The 20,101-nt window shown below is 59.5% G+C and carries 19 protein-coding genes; 10 read left to right on the top strand and 9 right to left on the bottom strand.

Annotated features, from left to right (window positions below):
- A complete protein-coding gene (locus EYC79_RS05205) occupies positions 1 to 444 on the bottom strand; it encodes a hypothetical protein (RefSeq protein WP_165456960.1) in 444 nt (147 codons plus the stop codon).
- Positions 441 to 1,070: a DNA-3-methyladenine glycosylase I gene (locus EYC79_RS05200; protein WP_130977334.1), complete on the bottom strand. Its 630-nt coding sequence runs from the start codon at positions 1,068 to 1,070 to the stop codon at positions 441 to 443. Before EYC79_RS05200 ends, EYC79_RS05205 begins: the two co-directional genes overlap by 4 nt.
- Positions 1,071 to 1,252: 182 nt before the next feature.
- Here EYC79_RS05200 and EYC79_RS05195 point away from each other — a divergent pair, with 182 nt between their 5' ends.
- Positions 1,253 to 1,975 (top strand): L,D-transpeptidase, encoded by a 723-nt coding sequence (locus EYC79_RS05195; protein WP_130977333.1) that lies wholly within the window; start codon positions 1,253 to 1,255, stop codon positions 1,973 to 1,975.
- A gap of 248 nt (positions 1,976 to 2,223) precedes the next feature.
- Here the strand turns inward: EYC79_RS05195 and glcF are convergent, their stop codons facing one another.
- From glcF to EYC79_RS05180, 3 genes are read right to left on the bottom strand one after another with little or no spacing between them, the layout of a single operon-like run.
- Positions 2,224 to 3,552, bottom strand: a complete 1,329-nt coding sequence (gene glcF, locus EYC79_RS05190; RefSeq protein ID WP_130977332.1) for a glycolate oxidase subunit GlcF — start codon at positions 3,550 to 3,552, stop codon at positions 2,224 to 2,226.
- Between the two features lie 2 nt (positions 3,553 to 3,554).
- On the bottom strand, positions 3,555 to 4,769 hold the full coding sequence (glcE, locus tag EYC79_RS05185) for a glycolate oxidase subunit GlcE (protein ID WP_130977331.1): 1,215 nt from the start codon (positions 4,767 to 4,769) through the stop codon (positions 3,555 to 3,557).
- Positions 4,769 to 6,202 carry an FAD-binding oxidoreductase gene (locus EYC79_RS05180; RefSeq protein ID WP_130977371.1) on the bottom strand — a complete coding sequence of 478 codons (1,434 nt, stop codon included), beginning with the start codon at positions 6,200 to 6,202 and terminating at the stop codon, positions 4,769 to 4,771. The genes glcE and EYC79_RS05180 overlap by 1 nt, the downstream gene beginning before the upstream one ends.
- Positions 6,203 to 6,313: 111 nt before the next feature.
- Between EYC79_RS05180 and EYC79_RS05175 the strand changes: the two genes are divergently transcribed.
- Positions 6,314 to 7,219 carry a LysR family transcriptional regulator gene (locus tag EYC79_RS05175; RefSeq protein ID WP_130977330.1) on the top strand — a complete coding sequence of 302 codons (906 nt, stop codon included), beginning with the start codon at positions 6,314 to 6,316 and terminating at the stop codon, positions 7,217 to 7,219.
- Positions 7,220 to 7,222: 3 nt separating this feature from the next.
- Here the strand turns inward: EYC79_RS05175 and EYC79_RS05170 are convergent, their stop codons facing one another.
- Positions 7,223 to 8,497 carry a DUF3422 family protein gene (locus EYC79_RS05170; RefSeq protein ID WP_062599363.1) on the bottom strand — a complete coding sequence of 425 codons (1,275 nt, stop codon included), beginning with the start codon at positions 8,495 to 8,497 and terminating at the stop codon, positions 7,223 to 7,225.
- A gap of 222 nt (positions 8,498 to 8,719) precedes the next feature.
- Here EYC79_RS05170 and EYC79_RS05165 point away from each other — a divergent pair, with 222 nt between their 5' ends.
- The 6 genes from EYC79_RS05165 (at position 8,720) to EYC79_RS05140 (ending at position 15,336) form a co-directional block, all read left to right on the top strand.
- Entirely contained in the window at positions 8,720 to 10,057 is a 1,338-nt protein-coding gene (locus tag EYC79_RS05165; RefSeq protein WP_062426011.1) for a glycosyltransferase family 4 protein, read from the top strand.
- A complete protein-coding gene (locus EYC79_RS05160) occupies positions 10,054 to 10,809 on the top strand; it encodes an HAD-IIB family hydrolase (RefSeq protein WP_130977329.1) in 756 nt (251 codons plus the stop codon). Before EYC79_RS05165 ends, EYC79_RS05160 begins: the two co-directional genes overlap by 4 nt.
- A gap of 169 nt (positions 10,810 to 10,978) precedes the next feature.
- Complete coding sequence (locus EYC79_RS05155) at positions 10,979 to 11,449, top strand: NUDIX hydrolase (protein WP_130977370.1); 471 nt, start codon at positions 10,979 to 10,981, stop codon at positions 11,447 to 11,449.
- Positions 11,450 to 11,542: 93 nt separating this feature from the next.
- Positions 11,543 to 13,051: an inorganic phosphate transporter gene (locus EYC79_RS05150; protein WP_130977328.1), complete on the top strand. Its 1,509-nt coding sequence runs from the start codon at positions 11,543 to 11,545 to the stop codon at positions 13,049 to 13,051.
- Between the two features lie 33 nt (positions 13,052 to 13,084).
- Positions 13,085 to 13,822 (top strand): 16S rRNA (uracil(1498)-N(3))-methyltransferase, encoded by a 738-nt coding sequence (locus EYC79_RS05145; RefSeq protein ID WP_130977327.1) that lies wholly within the window; start codon positions 13,085 to 13,087, stop codon positions 13,820 to 13,822.
- A 140-nt stretch (positions 13,823 to 13,962) separates the two neighbouring features.
- Positions 13,963 to 15,336 (top strand): glutamate--cysteine ligase, encoded by a 1,374-nt coding sequence (locus EYC79_RS05140; protein WP_130977326.1) that lies wholly within the window; start codon positions 13,963 to 13,965, stop codon positions 15,334 to 15,336.
- A gap of 213 nt (positions 15,337 to 15,549) precedes the next feature.
- Here the strand turns inward: EYC79_RS05140 and EYC79_RS05135 are convergent, their stop codons facing one another.
- Positions 15,550 to 15,846, bottom strand: coding sequence for a YjiS-like domain-containing protein (locus EYC79_RS05135; RefSeq protein ID WP_062426016.1), 297 nt, complete (start codon positions 15,844 to 15,846; stop codon positions 15,550 to 15,552).
- 196 nt (positions 15,847 to 16,042) lie between these two features.
- Between EYC79_RS05135 and EYC79_RS05130 the strand changes: the two genes are divergently transcribed.
- Both EYC79_RS05130 and EYC79_RS05125 read left to right on the top strand, forming a co-directional pair.
- Entirely contained in the window at positions 16,043 to 16,993 is a 951-nt protein-coding gene (locus EYC79_RS05130) for a LysR substrate-binding domain-containing protein (protein ID WP_062426017.1), read from the top strand.
- Between the two features lie 73 nt (positions 16,994 to 17,066).
- Positions 17,067 to 17,954 (top strand): hydrogen peroxide-inducible genes activator, encoded by an 888-nt coding sequence (locus tag EYC79_RS05125; RefSeq protein WP_130977325.1) that lies wholly within the window; start codon positions 17,067 to 17,069, stop codon positions 17,952 to 17,954.
- Between the two features lie 11 nt (positions 17,955 to 17,965).
- On the opposite strand, the gene EYC79_RS05120 is transcribed toward EYC79_RS05125, so the two are convergent.
- Entirely contained in the window at positions 17,966 to 18,367 is a 402-nt protein-coding gene (locus tag EYC79_RS05120) for an MAPEG family protein (protein WP_130977369.1), read from the bottom strand.
- 109 nt (positions 18,368 to 18,476) lie between these two features.
- Positions 18,477 to 19,982 (bottom strand): IMP dehydrogenase, encoded by a 1,506-nt coding sequence (gene guaB, locus EYC79_RS05115; RefSeq protein ID WP_113178506.1) that lies wholly within the window; start codon positions 19,980 to 19,982, stop codon positions 18,477 to 18,479.
- Positions 19,983 to 20,101: the final 119 nt, after the last annotated feature.

Genomic DNA, 20,101 nt, shown 5'->3' with positions numbered 1-20,101 from the left:
TTACGGTTGGCGCTCGACCGTGATCGTATAATTGGCCCCAAGTCCGCGGCGTGACGAACTCAGCACCAGGATCGGCCGGATCAACCACTCGGTGTCCGCCGCAGGCGTCAGCGTCGTGGTGTTGTTTCCGGTATCGCTAAAGAAGATTGCATCGTCGTCCGGCTTGCCGAAATCGAAAATCGCCATGACGACGAATTCGCTGCGGCTCGCGAGCGAAACCTTCAACGTTTCGCCAGCCTTCACCTTCAGCCGATAAACCTCACCCCTGCCCTGGCGTGTCCAGCCGTTCAGCTTGAGATTGCCAGAGGCCGGCATTTCCACGGCCTTCAACTGTTCCCCGTCGTCCAGCCACATGCCATCCACATTGCGCTGTTCGGCAACCGCCGGCACGGAAACGGACGCGATCAGCAAGCAGGCAAGAGCACATCTCAAAAATGTCTTCACGGCCTTACGAACTCCTGCCGCATCGCTTCTATTCGCGGGCGGCAATGGCAGCCCTCGATATGGTCGTTGACCATGCCCATCGCCTGCATGAAAGCATAGACGGTCGTCGGCCCAACGAAACTCCAGCCGCGCTTCTTCAAATCTTTGGATAGCCGCGTGGACGCAGGGGTCGTTGGGTTGGCGCGCAAAGTCGCATAATCGAAGACCTCAGGTCGTTCGTCCTGCTTCGGCTCGAAGCTCCAGAAATAGCGCGCCAGCGAACCGAACTCGTCGCGAAGGGCAACTGCACGCCTGGCATTGTTGATGGTGGAAACGATCTTGCCGCGATGACGCACGATGCCCTTGTCGGCCAGGCAGCGTTCTATGTCGGCATCATCGAAGCTGGCGACCTTGTCGAAATCGAAGCCGGCAAAGGCGGCGCGAAAGCTCTCGCGCTTGCGCAGGATCGTCAGCCACGAAAGACCCGACTGGAAGCCTTCGAGACAGATCTTTTCGAACAGTCGCTTGTCGTCGGTGACGGGATAGCCCCACTCGTCATCGTGATAGCGGCGGTAATCCTCCAGCCCCTGCTGCCAGAAGCAGCGGACCTTGCCATCCTCGCCCGTCAACAACCCATCTTCACTCATGCGGCACCGTCTCTTTCCGCCCGGTTCTTACCATTGATTCACCCTGTTTTAAAACTGCCTGCTAACCTTATTGAAAAGTTTCAGCAAAATAGCGGAATTGACCGACGTCTCTTTACCATTCGCTGGTCTGCCCATGCGAACGTGGCAATCATTTTCCGGTGTCATGTAAAAGAGTCCACCCGATGTCGATCAGAACCGTCTTTCTAGCGTTGAGCGCCGTGTGTGCCGCTCTCAATCCGGCAATGGCCAATGACCGTTATCGCGAGCGTCCGCCGATCGTCGTCAGCCCCGATCTGACGGCGCCATGGGTTACGCAGTTGGGTCGTGGCAATGTGCGCCCCGTCGTCTATCCGCAGCCGCCACAGCGCCAGCCACTGTTCCAACGTCGCGACGTGCAGCAGCGGCCCCAGGTCGTGGCCGCTCGACCGAATGCGCCTCGTTTGAGGATCGATCCGCAATTCCTGCCGCAAATCGTCAATTACGACACCAGCGAAGCACCGGGCACGATCGTCATCGATACGCCGAACCGGCTGCTTTATCTTGTCCTCGACGGCGGCAAGGCGCGTCGTTACGGCGTTGGCGTCGGCAAGCCGGGCTTCGAATGGGCAGGCACCCATTCCATCACCCGCAAGACGGAATGGCCGACCTGGACGCCGCCAAAGGAAATGATCACACGCGAAGCCGCGAAGGGTCATTATCTTCCGGCCTTCATGGAAGGCGGACCGGAAAACCCCATGGGTGCGCGCGCCATGTACCTGGGTTCGACGCTCTACCGCATCCACGGCACCAACCAGCCATGGACCATCGGCAGCAACAATTCCTCCGGCTGTATTCGCATGCGCAACGAGGACGTGACGGATCTTTATGAGCGCGTGAAAGTCGGAACGAGGGTTATTGTGATCTGATAGCAACGCCAAAGTATAAGTTTGAGATCGGGAACCCCTCGATTTTACACTTATACTTGCGGCCTCCAGCGGAAACGCTAGATTGCGTTCCACAAGCTTGGCGGGGGATGCCAGGGGGAACGGTAGCGCTTTTAGCAGCCACCGATGAGAAACGAGCGGCTCAACCGCTCGTTTTTTATTTCAGGCTACAGCATCGGCCCGAAAATCGGAATCGATTTTCGGAAAGCACGATGCGTTGATTCAAAAAGTTAGAGCGTCCTTTGTGCGTCCTTAAGGACGCACGGCACTCTAAGCTTTCGTGGCTTTTCGCCGCCATAGGCCCAATCCAGCAACTCGACGGTGTGCAGGATCGGCATCTGCGTGCCCGTGGCAATCTGCGTCATGCAGCCGATATTGCCGGTTGCGATGACGTCGGCCCTGGTCGATTCGATATTCTTGACTTTTCGCGCCTTCAGCTGGCCGGAGATCTCCGGCTGCAGGATGTTATAGGTTCCGGCCGAGCCACAACAGAGATGGCCTTCCGCCGGATCGCGCACCACAAAGCCCGCTGCCTTCAACAGCAGCTTCGGCGCCATGGTGATCTTCTGGCCGTGCTGCATGGAACAGGCAGAGTGATAGGCAACAGACAGCCCATTGCGTTCCAGAGCGGGTAGCTCCAGCGTGGCGAGATATTCGGTGATGTCTTTCGCCAGCGCCGAGACCCGTTCCGCCTTTTCCGCATAGGCCGGATCGAGCCGCAGCATGTGGCCGTAATCCTTGATTGTCGTTCCGCAGCCGGAGGCGGTGATGATGATGGCATCCAGCCCGGCATCTTCCACCTCGCGCATCCACACATCAACGTTGCGGCGGGCAAAGGCGAGTGCCTGTTCTTCCCGGCCCATGTGATGGACCAGCGCCCCGCAACAGCCCTCGCCCTTTGGTGCGACAACCTCGATACCGAGGCGGGTCAGAAGCCGGACGGTCGCCTCATTGATGGCGGGATCGAGAACCGGCTGCGCACAGCCGGTGAGGATCGCGACGCGGCCTCGCTTTTCTGCAACAGATGCGTGAACCGCAGGTCGGTCTGCCTGCGGTGGAGCGGCGTTCGGTGCGAGATCGAGCATGGCCGCAAGCGGTTTTAAAGCAGAGACCTTGCGCAGCAGCGGGGCGAATGGTTGGCCGCTTTCTGCGAGCTTCAATGCGAGCCTGAACCTGCCGGGATACGGCAGGACGGCGGCGAGAAGGCTGCGGATCAACCGGTCCATCAACGGACGGCGATAGGTCTTCTCGATATGGACACGCGCATGATCCACCAGGTGCATGTAATCCACCCCTGAAGGGCAAGTGGTGGTGCAGGCCAGACAGGAGAGACAGCGATCGATATGGGTCACCACCTCGCGGTCGGCGGGGCGGTCGTTTTCCAGCATATCCTTGATGAGATAGATGCGGCCACGCGGACTATCGAGCTCATTGCCGAGCGTCGCATAGGTGGGACAGGTGGCCGTGCAGAAACCGCAATGGACGCATTTGCGCAGGATCTTTTCGGATTCGGCAACCTGCGGATCGGCCAACTGCTCGGGCGTGAAGGAGGTTTGCATGGTCAGATCCCCATTCTGCCCGGATTGAATATCCCCGCCGGATCGAGCTTTTGCTTGATGCGCGATGAGAGCGCCACTTCAACGGCATTCAGCGGTTCGAAAGCCGGAATTGATCGGCGGACATCGTCACTCGCGCGCAGAAGTGTGGCGTGGCCGCCTCCAAGCGAACGGATGTAACCTCGGAGCAGTTTCGCTTCCGGATCGGCTTCCATCTGCATCCAGACAAGGCCGCCCTGCCAGTCGTAAAAGGCATCGATGCCAGCTTCGAGCCGCAGCGCCGCGACAAGCTTGTGGCATTGTGATGGCGCAATGGACACGCGCCAGAGCGGTTTGGAGGGGTTGCCCGCATAGGGCGCGACGTCGCGGATCTCCCGCCAGAGTGAACGGCTCTCGTCACGCTCAAGAGAGACGACTGGGCCGAAAGCGGCGAGAAGCGTCTTCAGCTTATGCAATCGGGCCTCGACCGAGGCCGCAAGACCTTCCAGGCGCAGCACGGTGGCGGCACCTTCCGGCAGTGATCCATTCAGAAAGCGCGACTTCACAGTTTCCGGCAGATGTGCCGCGCCTGAGACTTCGAGGCTGGTTGCCATCGCCGCCGCCATGGCGTTGGTCGCGGCCTCATCCTCCAAGCCTGAGATGACCATCGTTACTTCAGCAGGCGGAACCGGCAGCACGCGGAACGTGACTTCCGTCAAAAACCCCAGCGTGCCGTAGGAGCCCGCAAGAAGCTTGACGAGATCGAGCCCGGTAACGTTCTTCATCACCCGCCCGCCGGCCTTGATCGCCTCGCCCCGGCCGTTGATGAAGCGGATGCCGAGCAGGCTGTCTCGCGCAGCACCGGCCACGAAGCGGCGCGGACCGGAAACGTTGGCGGCAAAGACGCCGCCGATTGTGGGCTCTCCCACCGTTCCCATGATCGCGCGGTGATCCATCGGCTCGAAGGCCATCATCTGCCGGGCGTCGGACAAGGCGGCTTTCACCTCATCCACTGGCGTTCCGGCCTGGACCGTCATCACCATCTCGGCAGGATTATAAGAGACGATGCCGCTCAAACCTCGCGAAGAGAGTGTCGCATCCGCCTCAACGGCATTGCCAAAACCGGAGCGCGTGTTGCCGCCGATGATGGCGAGCGGACGTCCCCCTTCTGCACGGTCGCGAATAAGGTCTGCCGCCTCCCTTTCCGATTGCGGCGTGAGGACGGGGTATGTGTCGTCCATCAATCTCTACCCTCCAGCGGAAAGACCTTGGACGGGTTCATGATCCAGCCTTCATCGAAGGCCGCGCGGACCGCCATTTGCTGCGCCAGATCGGCATCGGAATACTGATGACGCATCAGGTCGCGCTTCTCGATTCCCACACCATGCTCGCCGGTCAGGCAGCCGCCCGCATCGACACAGAGCTTCAAGATCTGGTTGCCCGCCTCTTCGGCGCGCGCCGCATCATCCGGATCATTGGCGTTGAACAGGATCAGAGGATGCATGTTGCCGTCGCCCGCATGGAACACATTGGCGACGCGAAGACCGAGCGCGTCGGTGATCTCGCTGGTTTTCTTCAGCACATAAGAAAGCTGGCTGAGCGGCACCGTGCCATCCATGCAGATGTAATCGGCGATCCGACCCGTCGCACCGAAGGCGGACTTGCGCCCTTTCCAGATCGCCGCCGCTTCCATCGCCGACTGGCACTCGCGCACCGTCTTTACCGCATGTTTGCGGGCGATCGCGACGATGTCCGCCAGCATGGCATCCATCTCGTCCTCCGAGCCTTCGACCTCGACGATCAGCAATGCGCCGACATCGAGCGGGTAACCCGCCTTGGCAAACGCCTCGCAAATCTCGATCGCTGGCTTGTCCATGAATTCGATGGCAACGGGAATGATGCCGGAGCCGATAATATCGGCCACACAGGAGCCCGCTTCCTCCGAACTTTCGAAACCGAAGAGCACCGGGCGGGCGCCTTCCGGCTTGGCGATCAATCGCACCGTCGCTTCCGTGACGATGCCGAGTTGGCCCTCCGAGCCGCAGACGAGACCGAGAAGATCGTAGCCCGCCGCATCCAGATGCTTGCCACCAAGCTCCAGCACGGTGCCGTCGACCAGCACCATCTTCACCCCGAGAAGATTGTTGGTGGTGACACCGTACTTCAGACAGTGAGCGCCGCCCGAATTCATTCCGATGTTGCCACCAATGGTGCACGCAAGCTGCGAACTCGGATCAGGCGCGTAGAAGAAGCCTTGAGGACCTGCTGCGTCGGAAATCGAGAGATTGGTAACACCCGCCTGCACGATTGCGGTGCGGTTGAAGAAGTCCAGTTCAAGAATGGAGGACATTTTTGAAAGGCCGATCACTACGGCATCTTCCTGCGGGATCGCGCCGCCGGACAGCGACGTGCCGGCCCCTCTCGGCACCACGGGCACGCCATAGCGATGACAGTATTTCAGGACGGCAGCGACCTGGGCCGTCGTCTTCGGCAACGCGACGGCCAGGGGCATGCGGCGATAGGAAACGAAAGCGTCGGTTTCAAAGGGCATGAGCTCTCGCGGCTCATGCACAAGACAGTCTGGCGGAAGCAGGTCTGCAAGATCGGAGACGATCCTGTCCCGAGCGGAAAGCACCGCGGCGCGCGGCTGCAAAAATTGAATGGATTGCGACATGGTCTGCAGATGCTCCCTCATCTACACAATCCTATGCGGCGTTTGCGCCTTGGTTGCAAGCCTCACAAATGCTAGAGATTGTTTCCAATCCGGAAAGAATGGTGTGGACCGATGACGAATCTCGGCGATCTTGAAGTCTTTGCCAGCGTCGCCGCCTCCGGCAGCATGTCGGTTGCTGCAAAGGCGTTGGGCTATTCTCCGGCCGTCATCTCCAAGCGCATCAAGCGGCTGGAGGAAAAGCTTGGCGCGCGGCTTTTTCAGCGCACCACAAGGCAAATCTCCCTGACCGAGGCCGGCCAGGGATTTCATCAGAGAATTCTCGCCGTGCTGGAAGGGCTAGAAGAAGCGGAAGACTTCGTTTCCGGCCGATCCAATATGTTGACCGGCACATTGAAGGTCTCGGCCTCCACCTCTTTCGGACGCATGCATGTCGCACCGCATCTCAAAGGTTTCATGGACCAGCACCCATCGCTCTCCATCAACCTGACGCTCAGCGACGACTTTATCGATATTGTTGCGGGAGGCTATGATCTCGCTATCCGCATCGCCGACCTGTCGGACTCGAGCCTTGTTGCGCGACGGCTGGCGCCGGTGCGTCGCGTGCTTTGCGCCTCCCGTATCTATGTCGAGGAACATGGGCTGCCGCAAACGATCGAGGACCTGAAAAATCACCGCTGCCTGCCCGCACATAATAACGATCTCTGGCGCCTGGAGGGACCGGAGGGTGCGTTCAACCTTCGGCCCGAAGGCCTTCTGGTAACCAACTCGTCGGAAGTCATCCGCGAGGCGGTGATCTCGGGTCTCGGCATCGCGCTGCGCTCGACCTGGGATATCGGGCCCGAGCTGAAATCCGGCGCGCTGGTTCAGGTTTTGCCCGCTTATGAAGGATCGAAGAACGTCGCGCTTTCGGCGGTCTATTCCAGCCGCCGGTTCCTGCCCGCCAAGGTTCGACTGTTCATCGATTACCTGGCGGGACTTTACGGGCCCTTGCCCTATTGGGACAAGGACGCGCTGTAGAGGTCAATGCGCCCCGTCGGCATGGCGCTTGCGGATATTGCGCACGACCCACCAGACACCAAGAACGGCCACCGGAACGGAGGCACCCGTAACCACCGCCGGATCGACCGGCAGCAGATCATGGGTCAGGGCCTTTATCAGATACCCGATCAGCCCCACGACATAATAGGAAATGGCCGCGACCGAGAGGCCTTCGACCGTCTGCTGCAAGCGCAGTTGCATCGCGGCGCGCTTGTTCATGTTATTTAGAAGCACCGTGTTCTGGCGTTCCAGTTCGACATCGATCCAGCTGCGCACAAGCGCTGTGGCGCGATAGAGCTTGCGCGACAGGTTCGCCTGACGCTCCTCTACCGACTGGCAGGTGCGCATGGCGGGTGCCAGTCGCCGCTCCAGAAATGTCGCCATGGTCTCATGCCCATGGATCGGCGTTTCGGCCAGGGTGCGGATACGCTCGCGGACGATCACGTCGTAGGCGCGGCTGGCGCCGAAGCGGTAGAGGCTGAGCGCCGCATTGGCTTCCAGTTCCGCGGCAAGGCGGGTCATTTCGGCCAGAAGCGCATCGGCTTCCTCCCGCGCTCCGTTCTTCATCCGCTGGGTGATTGCGGTCAAACCGTCTTCGATCCGGCGAATTTCCGGCGAGAGCGTCTGCGCCAGCGGCAGGCCGAGCATTGCAAGGGTGCGATAGGTTTCGATGTCGAGTAGACGCTGCACGATACCGCCGCGTGCGGAATCCGTCAGCCCACGGTCGAGCAGAAGAAACTGGGTCAGCCCGTCGCGATCCTGGCGGAAGTCGGTCAGAATGGAGGCCTGCCCTTCGCGCACCGTGCTGTGACAGAGGCTGATCGGATCGAAATGGCTCTCGGCGTCGACAGTCTCCGGACCCTCGGAGCGGATCTCCAATCTCACCGCGGAAATCAGCGAGCCAGGCGGCGAGAACCCGTCACCAAACGGATCGCCGATGATATCGCCGCCAATCTTATCCGGTGCCGGGCCATCCCAGAACCATGTGGAGAATTCGGTGTGCCGCTCCCATCGAAGCGTTCCCAGGCCGCAGGGCATGGCGTGGTGGCGAGCATCACGCTCCGGCGGCGCAACGCCGCGGCTGCGCGACATTTCCGCGATCGCCGAGTGATGGACCGACGCACCGCCATCCATCATGAAGGCAAGCTGGACGATGATGCGTGACGGACCGAGCAACACGGTCGGTCTGGCATGAATTTCCCCTAGCGCCAGCGCCCTTTCCGGTGCGCTGGCAAATGCAAATCGTCCCCTGGCCATTCGGCATTCTCCGTCTCGATCACCCTGATTTATCAAATGAAAAGATGCATTGGCAGGTGCCGAGTTGACGCAGGGCAACTGCTAAAATACGACGTGTTCAGAGGCGCCATCTTTCTGCTTCCAAGGAACGAATAATCCTAGTTCGGCAATTTTTCCGGGAACTTTATCAACTTCAAGACGTTCTTGACGGGTTATTGGAAATTTCTACCAAGATGGGACGCGATGACTACCACGAGCGAAACTGAACGCTATCCACGGATAGCACTCATATCGACGCATGGCTATGTAGCCGCACACCCGCCGCTTGGCGCAGCCGACACCGGAGGACAGGTTGTCTATGTCCTCGAACTTGCAAAGAAACTCGGCCAGCTCGGCTATACCGTCGATCTTTACACCCGCCGCTTTGAGGACCAACCGGAAATCGATGAGGTGGACGATCGCGTCCGCGTCGTCCGCATTCCCTGCGGCGGGAAAGAGTTTATTCCGAAGGAATATCTCCACCGCCATCTGCTGGAATGGTGCGAAAACGCGCTGCGCTTCATCAAGAAAAACGACCTCTCCTATTCCTTCATCAACAGCCATTACTGGGACGCCGGTGTTGCGGGACAGCGGCTCTCCGAAGCGCTGAAGATTCCCCACCTTCATACGCCCCATTCGCTCGGCATCTGGAAAAAGCGCCAGATGGAAACCGACTATCCGGAAAAGGCCGATACGTTCGAACTGGAATTCAATTTCAAGGAACGCATCCAGCACGAACTGATCATCTACCGCAGTTGCGACATGGTGATCGCGACGACGCCGGTGCAGCTCGATGTGCTGCTCGAAGATTACGGACTGAAGCGCAAGCAGGTCCATATGATCCCGCCAGGATATGACGACAACCGCTTCTTCCCCGTGTCGGAAGCCTCGCGGCAAATGCTGCGTCAGCGTTTCGGCTTCGAAGGCAAGACCGTTCTGGCGCTTGGTCGTCTGGCCACCAATAAGGGCTATGATCTTCTGATCGATGGCTTCTCCGTGCTGGCCGAGCGCGAGCCCGAAGCACGCCTGCATCTTGCCGTCGGCGGCGAGAATATGGACCAGCAGGAGACCACGATCCTCAACCAGCTGAAAGAGCGGGTGAGCGAGTTGGGTCTGGAAGACAAGGTGGTCTTCTCCGGTTACGTCTCGGATGAGGATTTGCCGGACATCTACCGCGCCGCCGATCTTTTCGTCCTGTCCAGCCGTTACGAGCCCTTCGGCATGACGGCGATCGAGGCGATGGCAAGCGGCACGCCGACCGTGGTGACCATCCATGGCGGTCTCTTCCGAGCCGTCAGCTATGGGCGCCATGCGTTATTTGCCGATCCTTTCGACAAGGAAGATCTTGGCATCACCATGATGAAGCCGTTCAAGCACGAGCGTCTCTACGGCCGGCTTTCACGTATGGGAGCCCATAAGGCCCGCAGCCTGTTTACCTGGACAGGCATTGCGCAGCAGCTTCTGTCTGTGGTCGAAGGCCGCACGATGATGCCCGTTCTGGAGGAATCCGATTGGGCCGAACCGTGGAATGACGGCGATTGAAACCTGTTCGCCTTTTTTCCACTGATCTGGATGGTACCGTCGTCGGCAATGATGAGGCGACGGCGCGCTTTCGCGACTTCTGGGGCTCGCTTCCGGAAGAAGCACGTCCGCTCTTGGTCTTCAACAGCGGGCGACTGATCGATGATCAGCTCGAACTCCTGGACTCTGTGCCTTTGCCTCGCCCGGATTATATCATCGGCGGGGTGGGCACCATGTTGTCACGCCAGGGCGAGCCGAGGCTTTCGCAAGCCTATACCTCGCAGCTTGGCGCGGCGTTCGACGCCGACAGGATCGCGTCGGTGATGAAAGATGTTCCGGGCATCAGTCTACAGCCCGACCGATACCAGCATGGGCTGAAATCCAGCTGGTATCTGCACGATGCCGATGACGACATGCTGGCAGACATCGAGTGGCGGCTCAACGACAATGGTGTTGCCGCGCGGATCGTCTATTCCAGCGCACGGGATCTCGATGTCCTTCCCCGCGCCGCGGACAAGGGAGCGGCGATTCGCTGGCTCTGCGATCACCTTGGCATCGGGCTCGATGAAACCGTGGTAGCGGGCGATACCGGCAACGATCGGGCCATGTTCGAACTGCCAGGCGTGCGGGGCGTGGTCGTCGCCAATGCGCTTGAAGAGCTGAAATCTTTTGCCGCCGGTAAACATAATATGATCATCACGCTCAAAGAAGAAGCAGACGGCGTTACAACGGGGCTGAAGCACTGGATTTCTTCTTCCGAGACCCAAAAATAGCCCAGAAATATTGGTGCAAGAGTGGGACATCTGCATTGACCCACTCTCTTCATAAGCAGACAATGAAATTCGCCGAACGCTTCGTGGTTCGGGCCTTTGCACACTTCTACCCTGAAAGGAATACCCCGCGTTGAACCTTCTGAGCCGTCTGGCCCAAGACGTCGGCCTGATGCTGCGCCGTCCCCCTCGACAGCAATATGGTGCCATATGCCACCGCCGTAACAAGAAGCACGGCGATGTTGAGGTATTGCTGCTCACCAGCCGGGACACCGGACGGTGGGTCATCCCCAAGGGGTGGCCAATGGAAGGCAAGAAGGCGCATGCGGTTGCTGAACGCGAGGCTTTCGAAGAAGCGGGTGTGCGGGGAACCGTACAGAAGGAGCCCTTCGGCTTCTTCCACTATGAGAAAAAGCTGAAGAACGGGGTGAAGGTTACCTGCCTGGTGCAGGTTCACGTTCTGGAGGTCGCAGACCTCACCAAGAATTTTCCCGAACGGGAAAGCCGTAAGCTGGAATGGGTTTCGCCCGAGGAAGCGGAAAAGCGCGTCAACGAAATCGAGTTGAAGCAGCTTTTCGTCGCTTTCGGCAAGCACATGGCGAGAACCGCACCACCCCTGCCGCAAAAGGCCGCCAATTCTTAGGGCGTTTCCTTGTTTAACGGAAACGCTCTAATGACGACTTCGTGTCGCGAATACGCCAGCCAAGCGCTTTCGATGTCGCTATAAAGCGTTTCCATGACGCAATTTCCCGAAAACCGCAAAAAGCCGACACTCGACAAGGATCTCGACAAGATGACCCGCGTCGAGGAAGCAGTGAACCATCTCGGCCAGCGGTTCGTGGCGCCGGGTGCTGCACTCCTGTTCCTCGTGGTAACGGCTCTGGTCGCCAGTTCCTACGCCGGAGGGACGCCGGGCGCGGTGATCACGCTCGCCGCGGCCATCATCGGCGCCTATATGGCGATGAATATCGGTGCCAAGGACGTCGCAAATAATGTCGGACCGGCCGTGGGCTCGAAGGCTCTGCCGCTCACGGCAGCACTCATCATCGCCGCGATCTGTGAAGTGTTCGGCGCTCTCATTACCGGCGGTAATGTTGTCGAGACAATTGCAAGCGGCATCGTTGATGTCAGGACGGTGCCTGATCCTCATGTGTTTGCCTGGGCCATGCTCGGCGCCATTCTGGCGGCGGCTCTTCTGGTCAATCTTTCCAATCTGCTCAAGGCGCCGATTTCCACCACGCACAGCATCGTCGGTGCGGTGGCAGGGGCCGGCACGGCCGCCTTCGGCGTCGGTGCGGTGGACTGGGCGTCACTCATGGGCATTGCGTTGACATGGGTACTAACGCCGTTCATCAGCGCCTTCTTCGCGGTCGCCCTGCTCGCCTTCATCAACCAAGTCATCATCGACCGCGACGACAAGATCGACGCCGCCCGCAAGTGGGTGCCGGTGCTGCTTGGCGTGATGGCCGGTGTCATGACCGCCTATCTCATGCGTTTTGGCTTGCATCGGGTGATCGATGTGCCGAGCGGCGTTTCCCTGGCAACCGGCCTGGCCGTCGGCCTCATCGCCTGGCGGCTCTGTATCCCGCTGATCCGCAATCAATCCGAGGGTCTGGAGAATCGCAACCAGTCGCTTCGCACGCTGTTCCAGTGGCCCCTGATTTTTGCAGCAGCACTCATGTCTTTCGGCCACGGCGCCAATGACGTGTCCAATGCGATCGGCCCGGTCGTTGCCATCGTCAGGGCCGATTACGGCAACCTCAACGATGTGTTCGCGCCGGCACCGCAATGGGTGATGCTGATCGGCGCGTTCGGCTTGTCTTGCGGCATCCTGCTGTTCGGGCCGCGCCTGATCCGGCTCGTCGGCGAACAGATCACCAAGCTCAACCCGATGCGCGGCTTTTGCGTTTCAACCTCAACGGCACTCACCGTCCTCACCGCCTCGCATTTCGGCATGCCGGTCAGCACCACCCATACGGCGATCGGGGCTGTCTTCGGTGTCGGCTTCTTCCGCGAATGGTATACGGCACAGGGCCGAAAGCAGCAGGAGGCTCTGCGCAAGAGCCTTGCGCCAGCCGATCCCTCAACTGACGAGCCGGACGAAAATGCTTCGGAGACGCGGCGGCGCTATCTGGTGCGCCGGTCGCACTTTATGACGATCATCGCGGCCTGGATCATCACGCTTCCGGCAAGTGCTGCACTTGCCGCCGCGCTCTACGCAATTATCCATCTTCTGTTTATATGAGCGGACAGATCATCAACGTATCGAAGTACTGACATGCGTGCCAATTTCAGAATGCAGCGGCTTTACGTCAGCCAGTCCTTGCGGGCGGGAGTGAGTATCGAGGCCGATAGCGACCAGTTCAACTATCTGGCCAACGTGCTGCGCATGGGCGACGGCGCGGAAATCCTACTCTTCAACGGGCGCGACGGCGAATGGAAGGCGAAGCTCTCTTTCCCAACGCGCAAGAAGATCATGCTTGTTCCGCTGGAGGAGACGCGGCCCCAACCGGAAAAGCCGGACCTGCACTATATATTCGCGCCGCTGAAGACTGGGCGCCTGGATTATCTGGTGCAGAAGACGGTGGAAATGGGCGCGGGCGTTCTTCGCCCCGTTCTGACCCAGCATGTTCAGGGCAAGATCACCAATCTCGACAAGCTACGGGCCAATGTCATCGAGGCTGCGGAACAATGCGGTATTCTCGCCGTTCCGGATGTCGAAGAACCCGTGCGGCTGAAGGATCTGATGGAAGACTGGTCGCCTTCACGCCGGATCATCTACTGCGACGAAGGCGATGCCGGGCAAAATCCCTTGCCTGCCCTTCAACAGATCAAGGAAAAGCAACTGGCCCTTCTCGTCGGACCAGAGGGCGGCTTTTCGGAGGAGGAACGACAGTTGCTGCGCAGCAAGGCATTTGTGACGCCGATCCCCTTGGGACCGCGCATCTTGCGGGCCGATACGGCAGCGGTCGCAGCACTTGCGGTCATTCAGGCAAGTATCGGTGACTGGAAATAATTGCGCGGTTGATGTCGCGCTCGCGCAAATTCGCAGCATGAGTTCATGCTTAAAAGAAATTCATTTGCTTGCGCAGGCACGGCACCCTATCAGCGATGGCAATATCGCTGCGCAGGCAGCAAAGACAACAAGGTAATTTCATGGCCCGCGACACGACCGACCAGACGCCAATTTCCTCCGTGCAGGAACTGACAGATTATCTGGCCGGAGGCTGCAAGCCTAAAGACAAGTTCAGGATCGGCACGGAGCACGAGAAATTCGCCTTCTTCCGTGAGGGCAATAAGCCGGTTCCCTATTTCGGTGATGCCAGCATTTCGGCGCTGCTGAAAGGCATGCAGGAAAAGCTTGGCTGGGAGCCGATCATGGACGGCGACAATATCATCGGCCTTGGCGAGCCGAGCGGTATGGGCGCGATTTCCATCGAGCCCGGCGGCCAGTTCGAGCTTTCCGGCGCGCCTTTGGAAAACCTGCATGAAACCTGCCGGGAATCCAACCAGCATCTGGCGACGCTGCGCGACATTGCCGAGCCGATGGGCATTCGTTTTCTCGGCATTGGCGGAAGCCCGCTCTGGACGCTTGAAGAAACGCCGCGAATGCCGAAGTCGCGCTACGCGATCATGAGCAACTACATGCCCAAGGTCGGCACCAAGGGCCTGGACATGATGTACCGGACCTGCACCATCCAGGTTAATCTGGACTTTTCCTCCGAAGAAGACATGCGCCGCAAGATGCGCGTTTCCATGAAACTGCAGCCGCTTGCGACCGCTCTTTTTGCGTCCTCACCCTTTACCGAAGGCAAACCGAACGGGCTTCTCTCCTGGCGCGGCGATATCTGGCGCGATACCGACAATCAGCGCTCCGGCGTTCTTCCCTTCACGTTCAAGCCGGATTTCGGCTTCAAGGATTACGTCGAGTGGGCGCTCGACGTGCCGATGTATTTCATCGTGCGCGACGGCAAGTATCGCGACTGTACCAACATTACCTTCCGCCAGTTCATGGACGGCGCCTTGAAGGGCGATATCGCCGAGTGGGAACCCAATCTCGGTGACTGGACCAACCACCTGTCGACGCTCTTCCCCGATGTGCGCCTAAAGCGTTTTCTGGAAATGCGCGGTGCCGACGGCGGCCCATGGCGGCGCATCTGTGCGCTGCCGGCCTTCTGGGTCGGTCTGCTCTATGACGACGAGGCGCTGGCCGCAGCCGACCAGTTCACCGCAGACTGGCAGGTGGACGATGTGATCGGACTTCGCAATGCCGTGCCGGTGGAAGGTCTCAAGGCAACGATTGCCGGGCGTGATCTCCTGGGCGTTGCGCGCGATGTGGTGGCGATTTCGCGCAAGGGCCTGCAAAACCGCGCACGATTGAACCGTGAAGGACAGGACGAGAGCGTATTCCTCTCGCCCTTGGAAGAGGTTCTTGCCAAGAAGTCGACGCTCGCTGACGATCTTCTGGCGCTCTATCATGGCCGCTGGCAGCAGTCGGTTCTGCCCGTATTCGAAGAGTATCAGTACTGATAGCGCTGCTCTTCTACAGCATCGGCCCGAAAATCGGACTCGATTTTCGGAAAGCACGATGCGTATCTCCAAAAAGGTAAAGCAGCAGCCCAGCTTTATAGTGAACGCAAAAAAGCCCGGTGCGGCTTGAGCCTGACACCGGGCAAAGGCAGGGCTATTGGCAGTCACCCTGCGGGGAAACTTGATGCGGGGTCGAAACCCGGCGTTTGGAAATCAGCGGCTGCGAATGCGCGTGAAGCGGGAGCTCGCACGCATCTTGGCGGCGCGCGCCAACTGCAGGGTTGGATCGTCGAGCAGGCCGATCTCAAGCGCTTTCGTCACATCGCTGCGCACCAGTCCGATATCGGCCAGCTGTTGATCGGTCATCTCCGTCAGCTTGTTCACGGCCAGACGGTTCATGATGGAACGCGCGAGTTTCGCCACACGATTGATAGCCATGGTCCAGCGCGTCTCGAGCGAGATGGCGGGGGCTATAATCTGCAATTCCATTTTCCGTTCTGCCGTGCGCATGACACTGTCCTTCCTTGGAGGCACGTGAAGATATCGCTTCGCGCTTTCGCACGAAGAGTGGTGAGGTTGAGACCGCAGCGGGTTAGCGTCGGCGGGTTGATCGGATGTCTTGAGCGTCAAAATGTCGCAAGACTATTGATCAGTCCAACGAATGTTTCTAATGTCAGATATCAATTGCTCTTATGGATGATCCATCATGTCCGCTCCGCTCGATATCGATCAGCTTCACACTTTCATCGCCATCGTCGATACGGGCAGCTTTACCAAGGCGGCCGACCGGGTGTTCAAGACGCAGTCGGCGGTCTCCATGCAGATGCGCAGGCTGGAAGAGCGGCTCGGCAAGCAGCTTTTTGCCAAGGACGGACGAGGCAACAGGCTGACCGCTGAAGGCGAGAAGCTGATGCACTACGCCCGCCGGATCATTCGCCTCAACAACGAGGCGGTCGCAGCCTTCGACGACAACCGACTGGAAGGCACGCTTCGCATCGGCACGCCGGACGATTATGCCGACCGCTACATGCCAGAGATCATCGGGCGCTTTGCCAAGACCCATCCCAATGTCGAGCTCTATATCGTCTGCGAGCCGTCGATCAGCCTTGCCGAAAAGATGGCACGCGGCGAACTCGATATTGCGCTCGTGACGCACAACCCACGGACGCGCGTGTCGGATATCGTCCGCACCGAGCCACTCTGCTGGGTCACCTCGGCAAACCATCCACTGCGTGACGATGCGCCCGTGCCGCTTGCCGTCGGGCGACGCGACTGCCACTGGCGGCAGCTTGCCTGCTCCGCTCTCGATGCCGACGGGCGCGACTATCAGGTCCTTTTCACCAGCTGGTCTTCGACCGTGATCGCCGCTGCGGTTCTTGCCGGAATGGCCGTGTCGGTTCTCCCGGAATCGACGCTTCGGACCGGCATGCGCGTGCTCACCTCTGCCGATGGCTTTCCGCCTCTGCCGCCGGTACAGATCGGGCTGATGAAGCGTCCGGGCCTGTCGCCCTCGCTGGTCAATGCCATCACCGATCATATTACCGCCTGCCTCGATAACATCACACTGGGCCCTGTCCCGGAGGATATGGACTCGCGGGTGAAAATGCTGCCCGGCATGCAGAAGCTAAAAGCCAACTATATCGCGCCGGGCTGGTAATTTCGCTATGCCCGTCCTCGTTCAATAGTTTCATCTTTCCGTGTGAAGCGGAGCATGATAGGAAAAACCTATCATGCTCACACTTCGACAGATGCGATACTTCGACGCCTTGGCGCGCACCCTGCACTTCGGCAAGGCTGCGGCGGAGGCGCATATTAGTCAGCCGGCGCTTTCTGTACAAATCATGGATATGGAAGAGCATCTCGGCGTCAAGCTGGTGGAACGCAGCCGAGGTGACATCACCATCACGCTGAAGGGCGAGGAGGTGCTGCAGCATGTGCGGGCCATTCTTCAGGAGGTGGAACGGCTGGAAGACGCCGCGCGCAAGACCTCAGGCGCGCTGGAAGGGCTGGTGCGGATCGGGATCATTCCGACCATCGCGCCCTATCTCGTTCCGAAGCTTGTGCCGCATCTGCGCGCCCATCACGCTCTGGTCGAGATCGAACTGAAGGAGACCGTCACCGACCGTCTTCTCTCGGATCTCGCGGCACGCAAGCTGGATGCCGTAATTGCTGCCATCCCTGTGGTCGGCGAAGGATTGGAGACGTGCCACCTTTTCACCGATCGCTTCTTCATGGCGACCGCAAAGAGCGACGACAAAGTGCTCGTCTCTCCCGTTAATGAAGGCCAGGTTGACATGGACCGGCTGCTCCTTCTTGAGGAAGGCCACTGCCTTCGCGATCAGGCACTGGCGGTCTGCGATGCGGCGGGCAAGCGCAGCCTTGTCAATTACGGCGCGACCTCGATGGCGACGCTGCTGCAGATGGTGTCCCACGATATGGGAATGACGCTGATCCCGGAGATTGCCATTCCGACCGAGACGATGCGCAATAATCTTCGCATCGTTCCTTTTGCCGATCCGGCCCCTGCACGAGAGATCGGTCTCGTCTGGCGCATGGCCAGCGGCCGTAAAGGCGACATCGCCGCCCTTGCGGACGCCATCCGGCAGTGCATCCGTTAAGAACTGACGTCCTATTCCAGCGCGAGCCAGATGAAGAGCCAGCCCCACATCAAGACGAGAGCGACAAAGCCGGTAATGAAGGCCGGGCCGCGGTAGCGCAGACGGTTGCTGGTGACGTGAATGTAGGAATGGAAGACCCGCGACAGAACGAAAATCCAGCCGAGCACGACGGTGACGATATTGTCCGCATCGGTGATGTAGAGCAGCAGACATGCCGCGTGGAAGAGCATCGGCAGTTCGAACTGGTTGGCGATGTTCTTGTTGACCAGCTTGCTCTCGGGAGCTTCTTCGCCAGCATCGCGGAAGCGGCGCACGGCATCACCGTCGAGGAAGGTGAATTTCTTTCGGCGATACGCCAGCAGACAATAGAGCCAGAAGACGAGAAAGGCATGAGCAATCATTGGCCAGAACATTGCGCTCGTCGTGGACATGCGGTTTCTCCTTCTTACAAAAAGACGCTCCCCGAACCGGGTTCGGAGAGCGTGAAATCATCTTTATCGTCTATTCGCAGGAAACGGAATATCAAACAGCGCCGGGATAGTTCGGGCTCTCGCGGGTAATCGTCACGTCGTGGGCGTGGCTTTCACGCAGGCCGGCGCCGGAGATGCGCACGAACGTCGCGCGTTCCTGGAAGTCCTTGATCGTTCCACCGCCAACGTAACCCATGGCAGCCTTCAGACCGCCGGCAAGCTGGTGCAACACGCCGGAGACCGGACCCTTATAGGGAACCTGGCCTTCGATGCCTTCCGGAACAAGCTTCAGCGTATCGCGCACTTCCGCCTGGAAGTAACGGTCTGCCGAGCCGCGAGCCATGGCGCCAACCGAGCCCATGCCACGATAGGCCTTGAAGGAGCGGCCCTGATAGAGGAACACTTCGCCTGGGCTTTCATCCGTACCGGCCAGCAGCGAGCCGATCATCACGGCGGATGCGCCAGCCGCGATTGCCTTGGCAAGGTCGCCAGAGAACTTGATGCCGCCATCGGCAATGACGGGGATATCTGCCGCCTGCGCCGCTTCGACAGCGGACATGATGGCGGCAAGCTGCGGAACGCCGACACCGGCAACGATGCGCGTGGTGCAGATCGAGCCCGGACCGATACCGACCTTTACGGCATCCGCACCCGCATCGATCAGTGCCTTGGTGCCTGCCGACGTCGCGACGTTACCGGCAATGACGCGAACCGAGTTCGACATCTTCTTGACGTGGCTCACAGCATCGAGAACACGCTGCGAATGACCGTGTGCAGTGTCGACGACCAGAACGTCAACACCCACCGCAATCAGACGCTCGGCGCGCTCGATGGCATCGTCGCCCACGCTGATCGCGGCAGCGGCACGAAGGCGGCCCTGCGCATCCTTCGTGGCGTTCGGGTTCAGCTGCGACTTCTCAATGTCCTTCACGGTGATGAGGCCGACGCAGTTGCCCTTGCTATCAACGACCAGCAGCTTCTCGATGCGGTGCTTATGCAGAAGATGGCGGGCTTCCTGCTGATCGACGCTGCTTTCCTTGACGGTGACGAGGTTTTCACGCGTCATCAGCTCATAGATTTTCTGGCCCGGATCGGAGGCAAAACGCACGTCGCGGTTGGTCAGAATGCCGACGAGACGGCCAACCTTATGTCCGCCGCTGCCACCGTTTTCGACAACCGGAATACCGGAAATGCCATGGGCCTTCATCAGTGACTGGGCCTCGGCCAGCGTCGCATCCGGGCCAATCGTGACGGGGTTGACGACCATGCCGCTTTCGAACTTCTTGACCTGGCGGACCTCTTCGGCCTGCTCGACCGGCGTCAGGTTGCGGTGAATGACGCCGATGCCGCCGGCCTGCGCCATGGCAATTGCCAGACGGCTTTCGGTCACCGTGTCCATTGCCGAAGAGAGAATGGGAAGGTTGAGCTCGATATCATGCGCGATACGTGTCGCGATGTTCGTCTGGCCGGGCATGACTTCAGAATGCCCCGGCTGGAGGAGCACGTCGTCGAACGTCAGCGCGTCGAGACCAGTGGGAGTTTCAATGATGCGTGCCATGGCCAAATTCCTTCATTATGAAATGCATGGCCGATCCGGAACGAATGTTCACCCCGGCGGTCCTGCAAAGGATTGCTTGGAAGTTGGCGAGGGCTGGTAACACGGTTATGACGGGAAGG

This window comes from Agrobacterium cavarae (assembly GCF_004310285.1).
GTDB lineage: Bacteria > Pseudomonadota > Alphaproteobacteria > Rhizobiales > Rhizobiaceae > Agrobacterium > Agrobacterium cavarae.
Note: the sequence above shows the minus strand (reverse complement) of the source record. Positions and strands in the feature narration are given on the sequence as shown.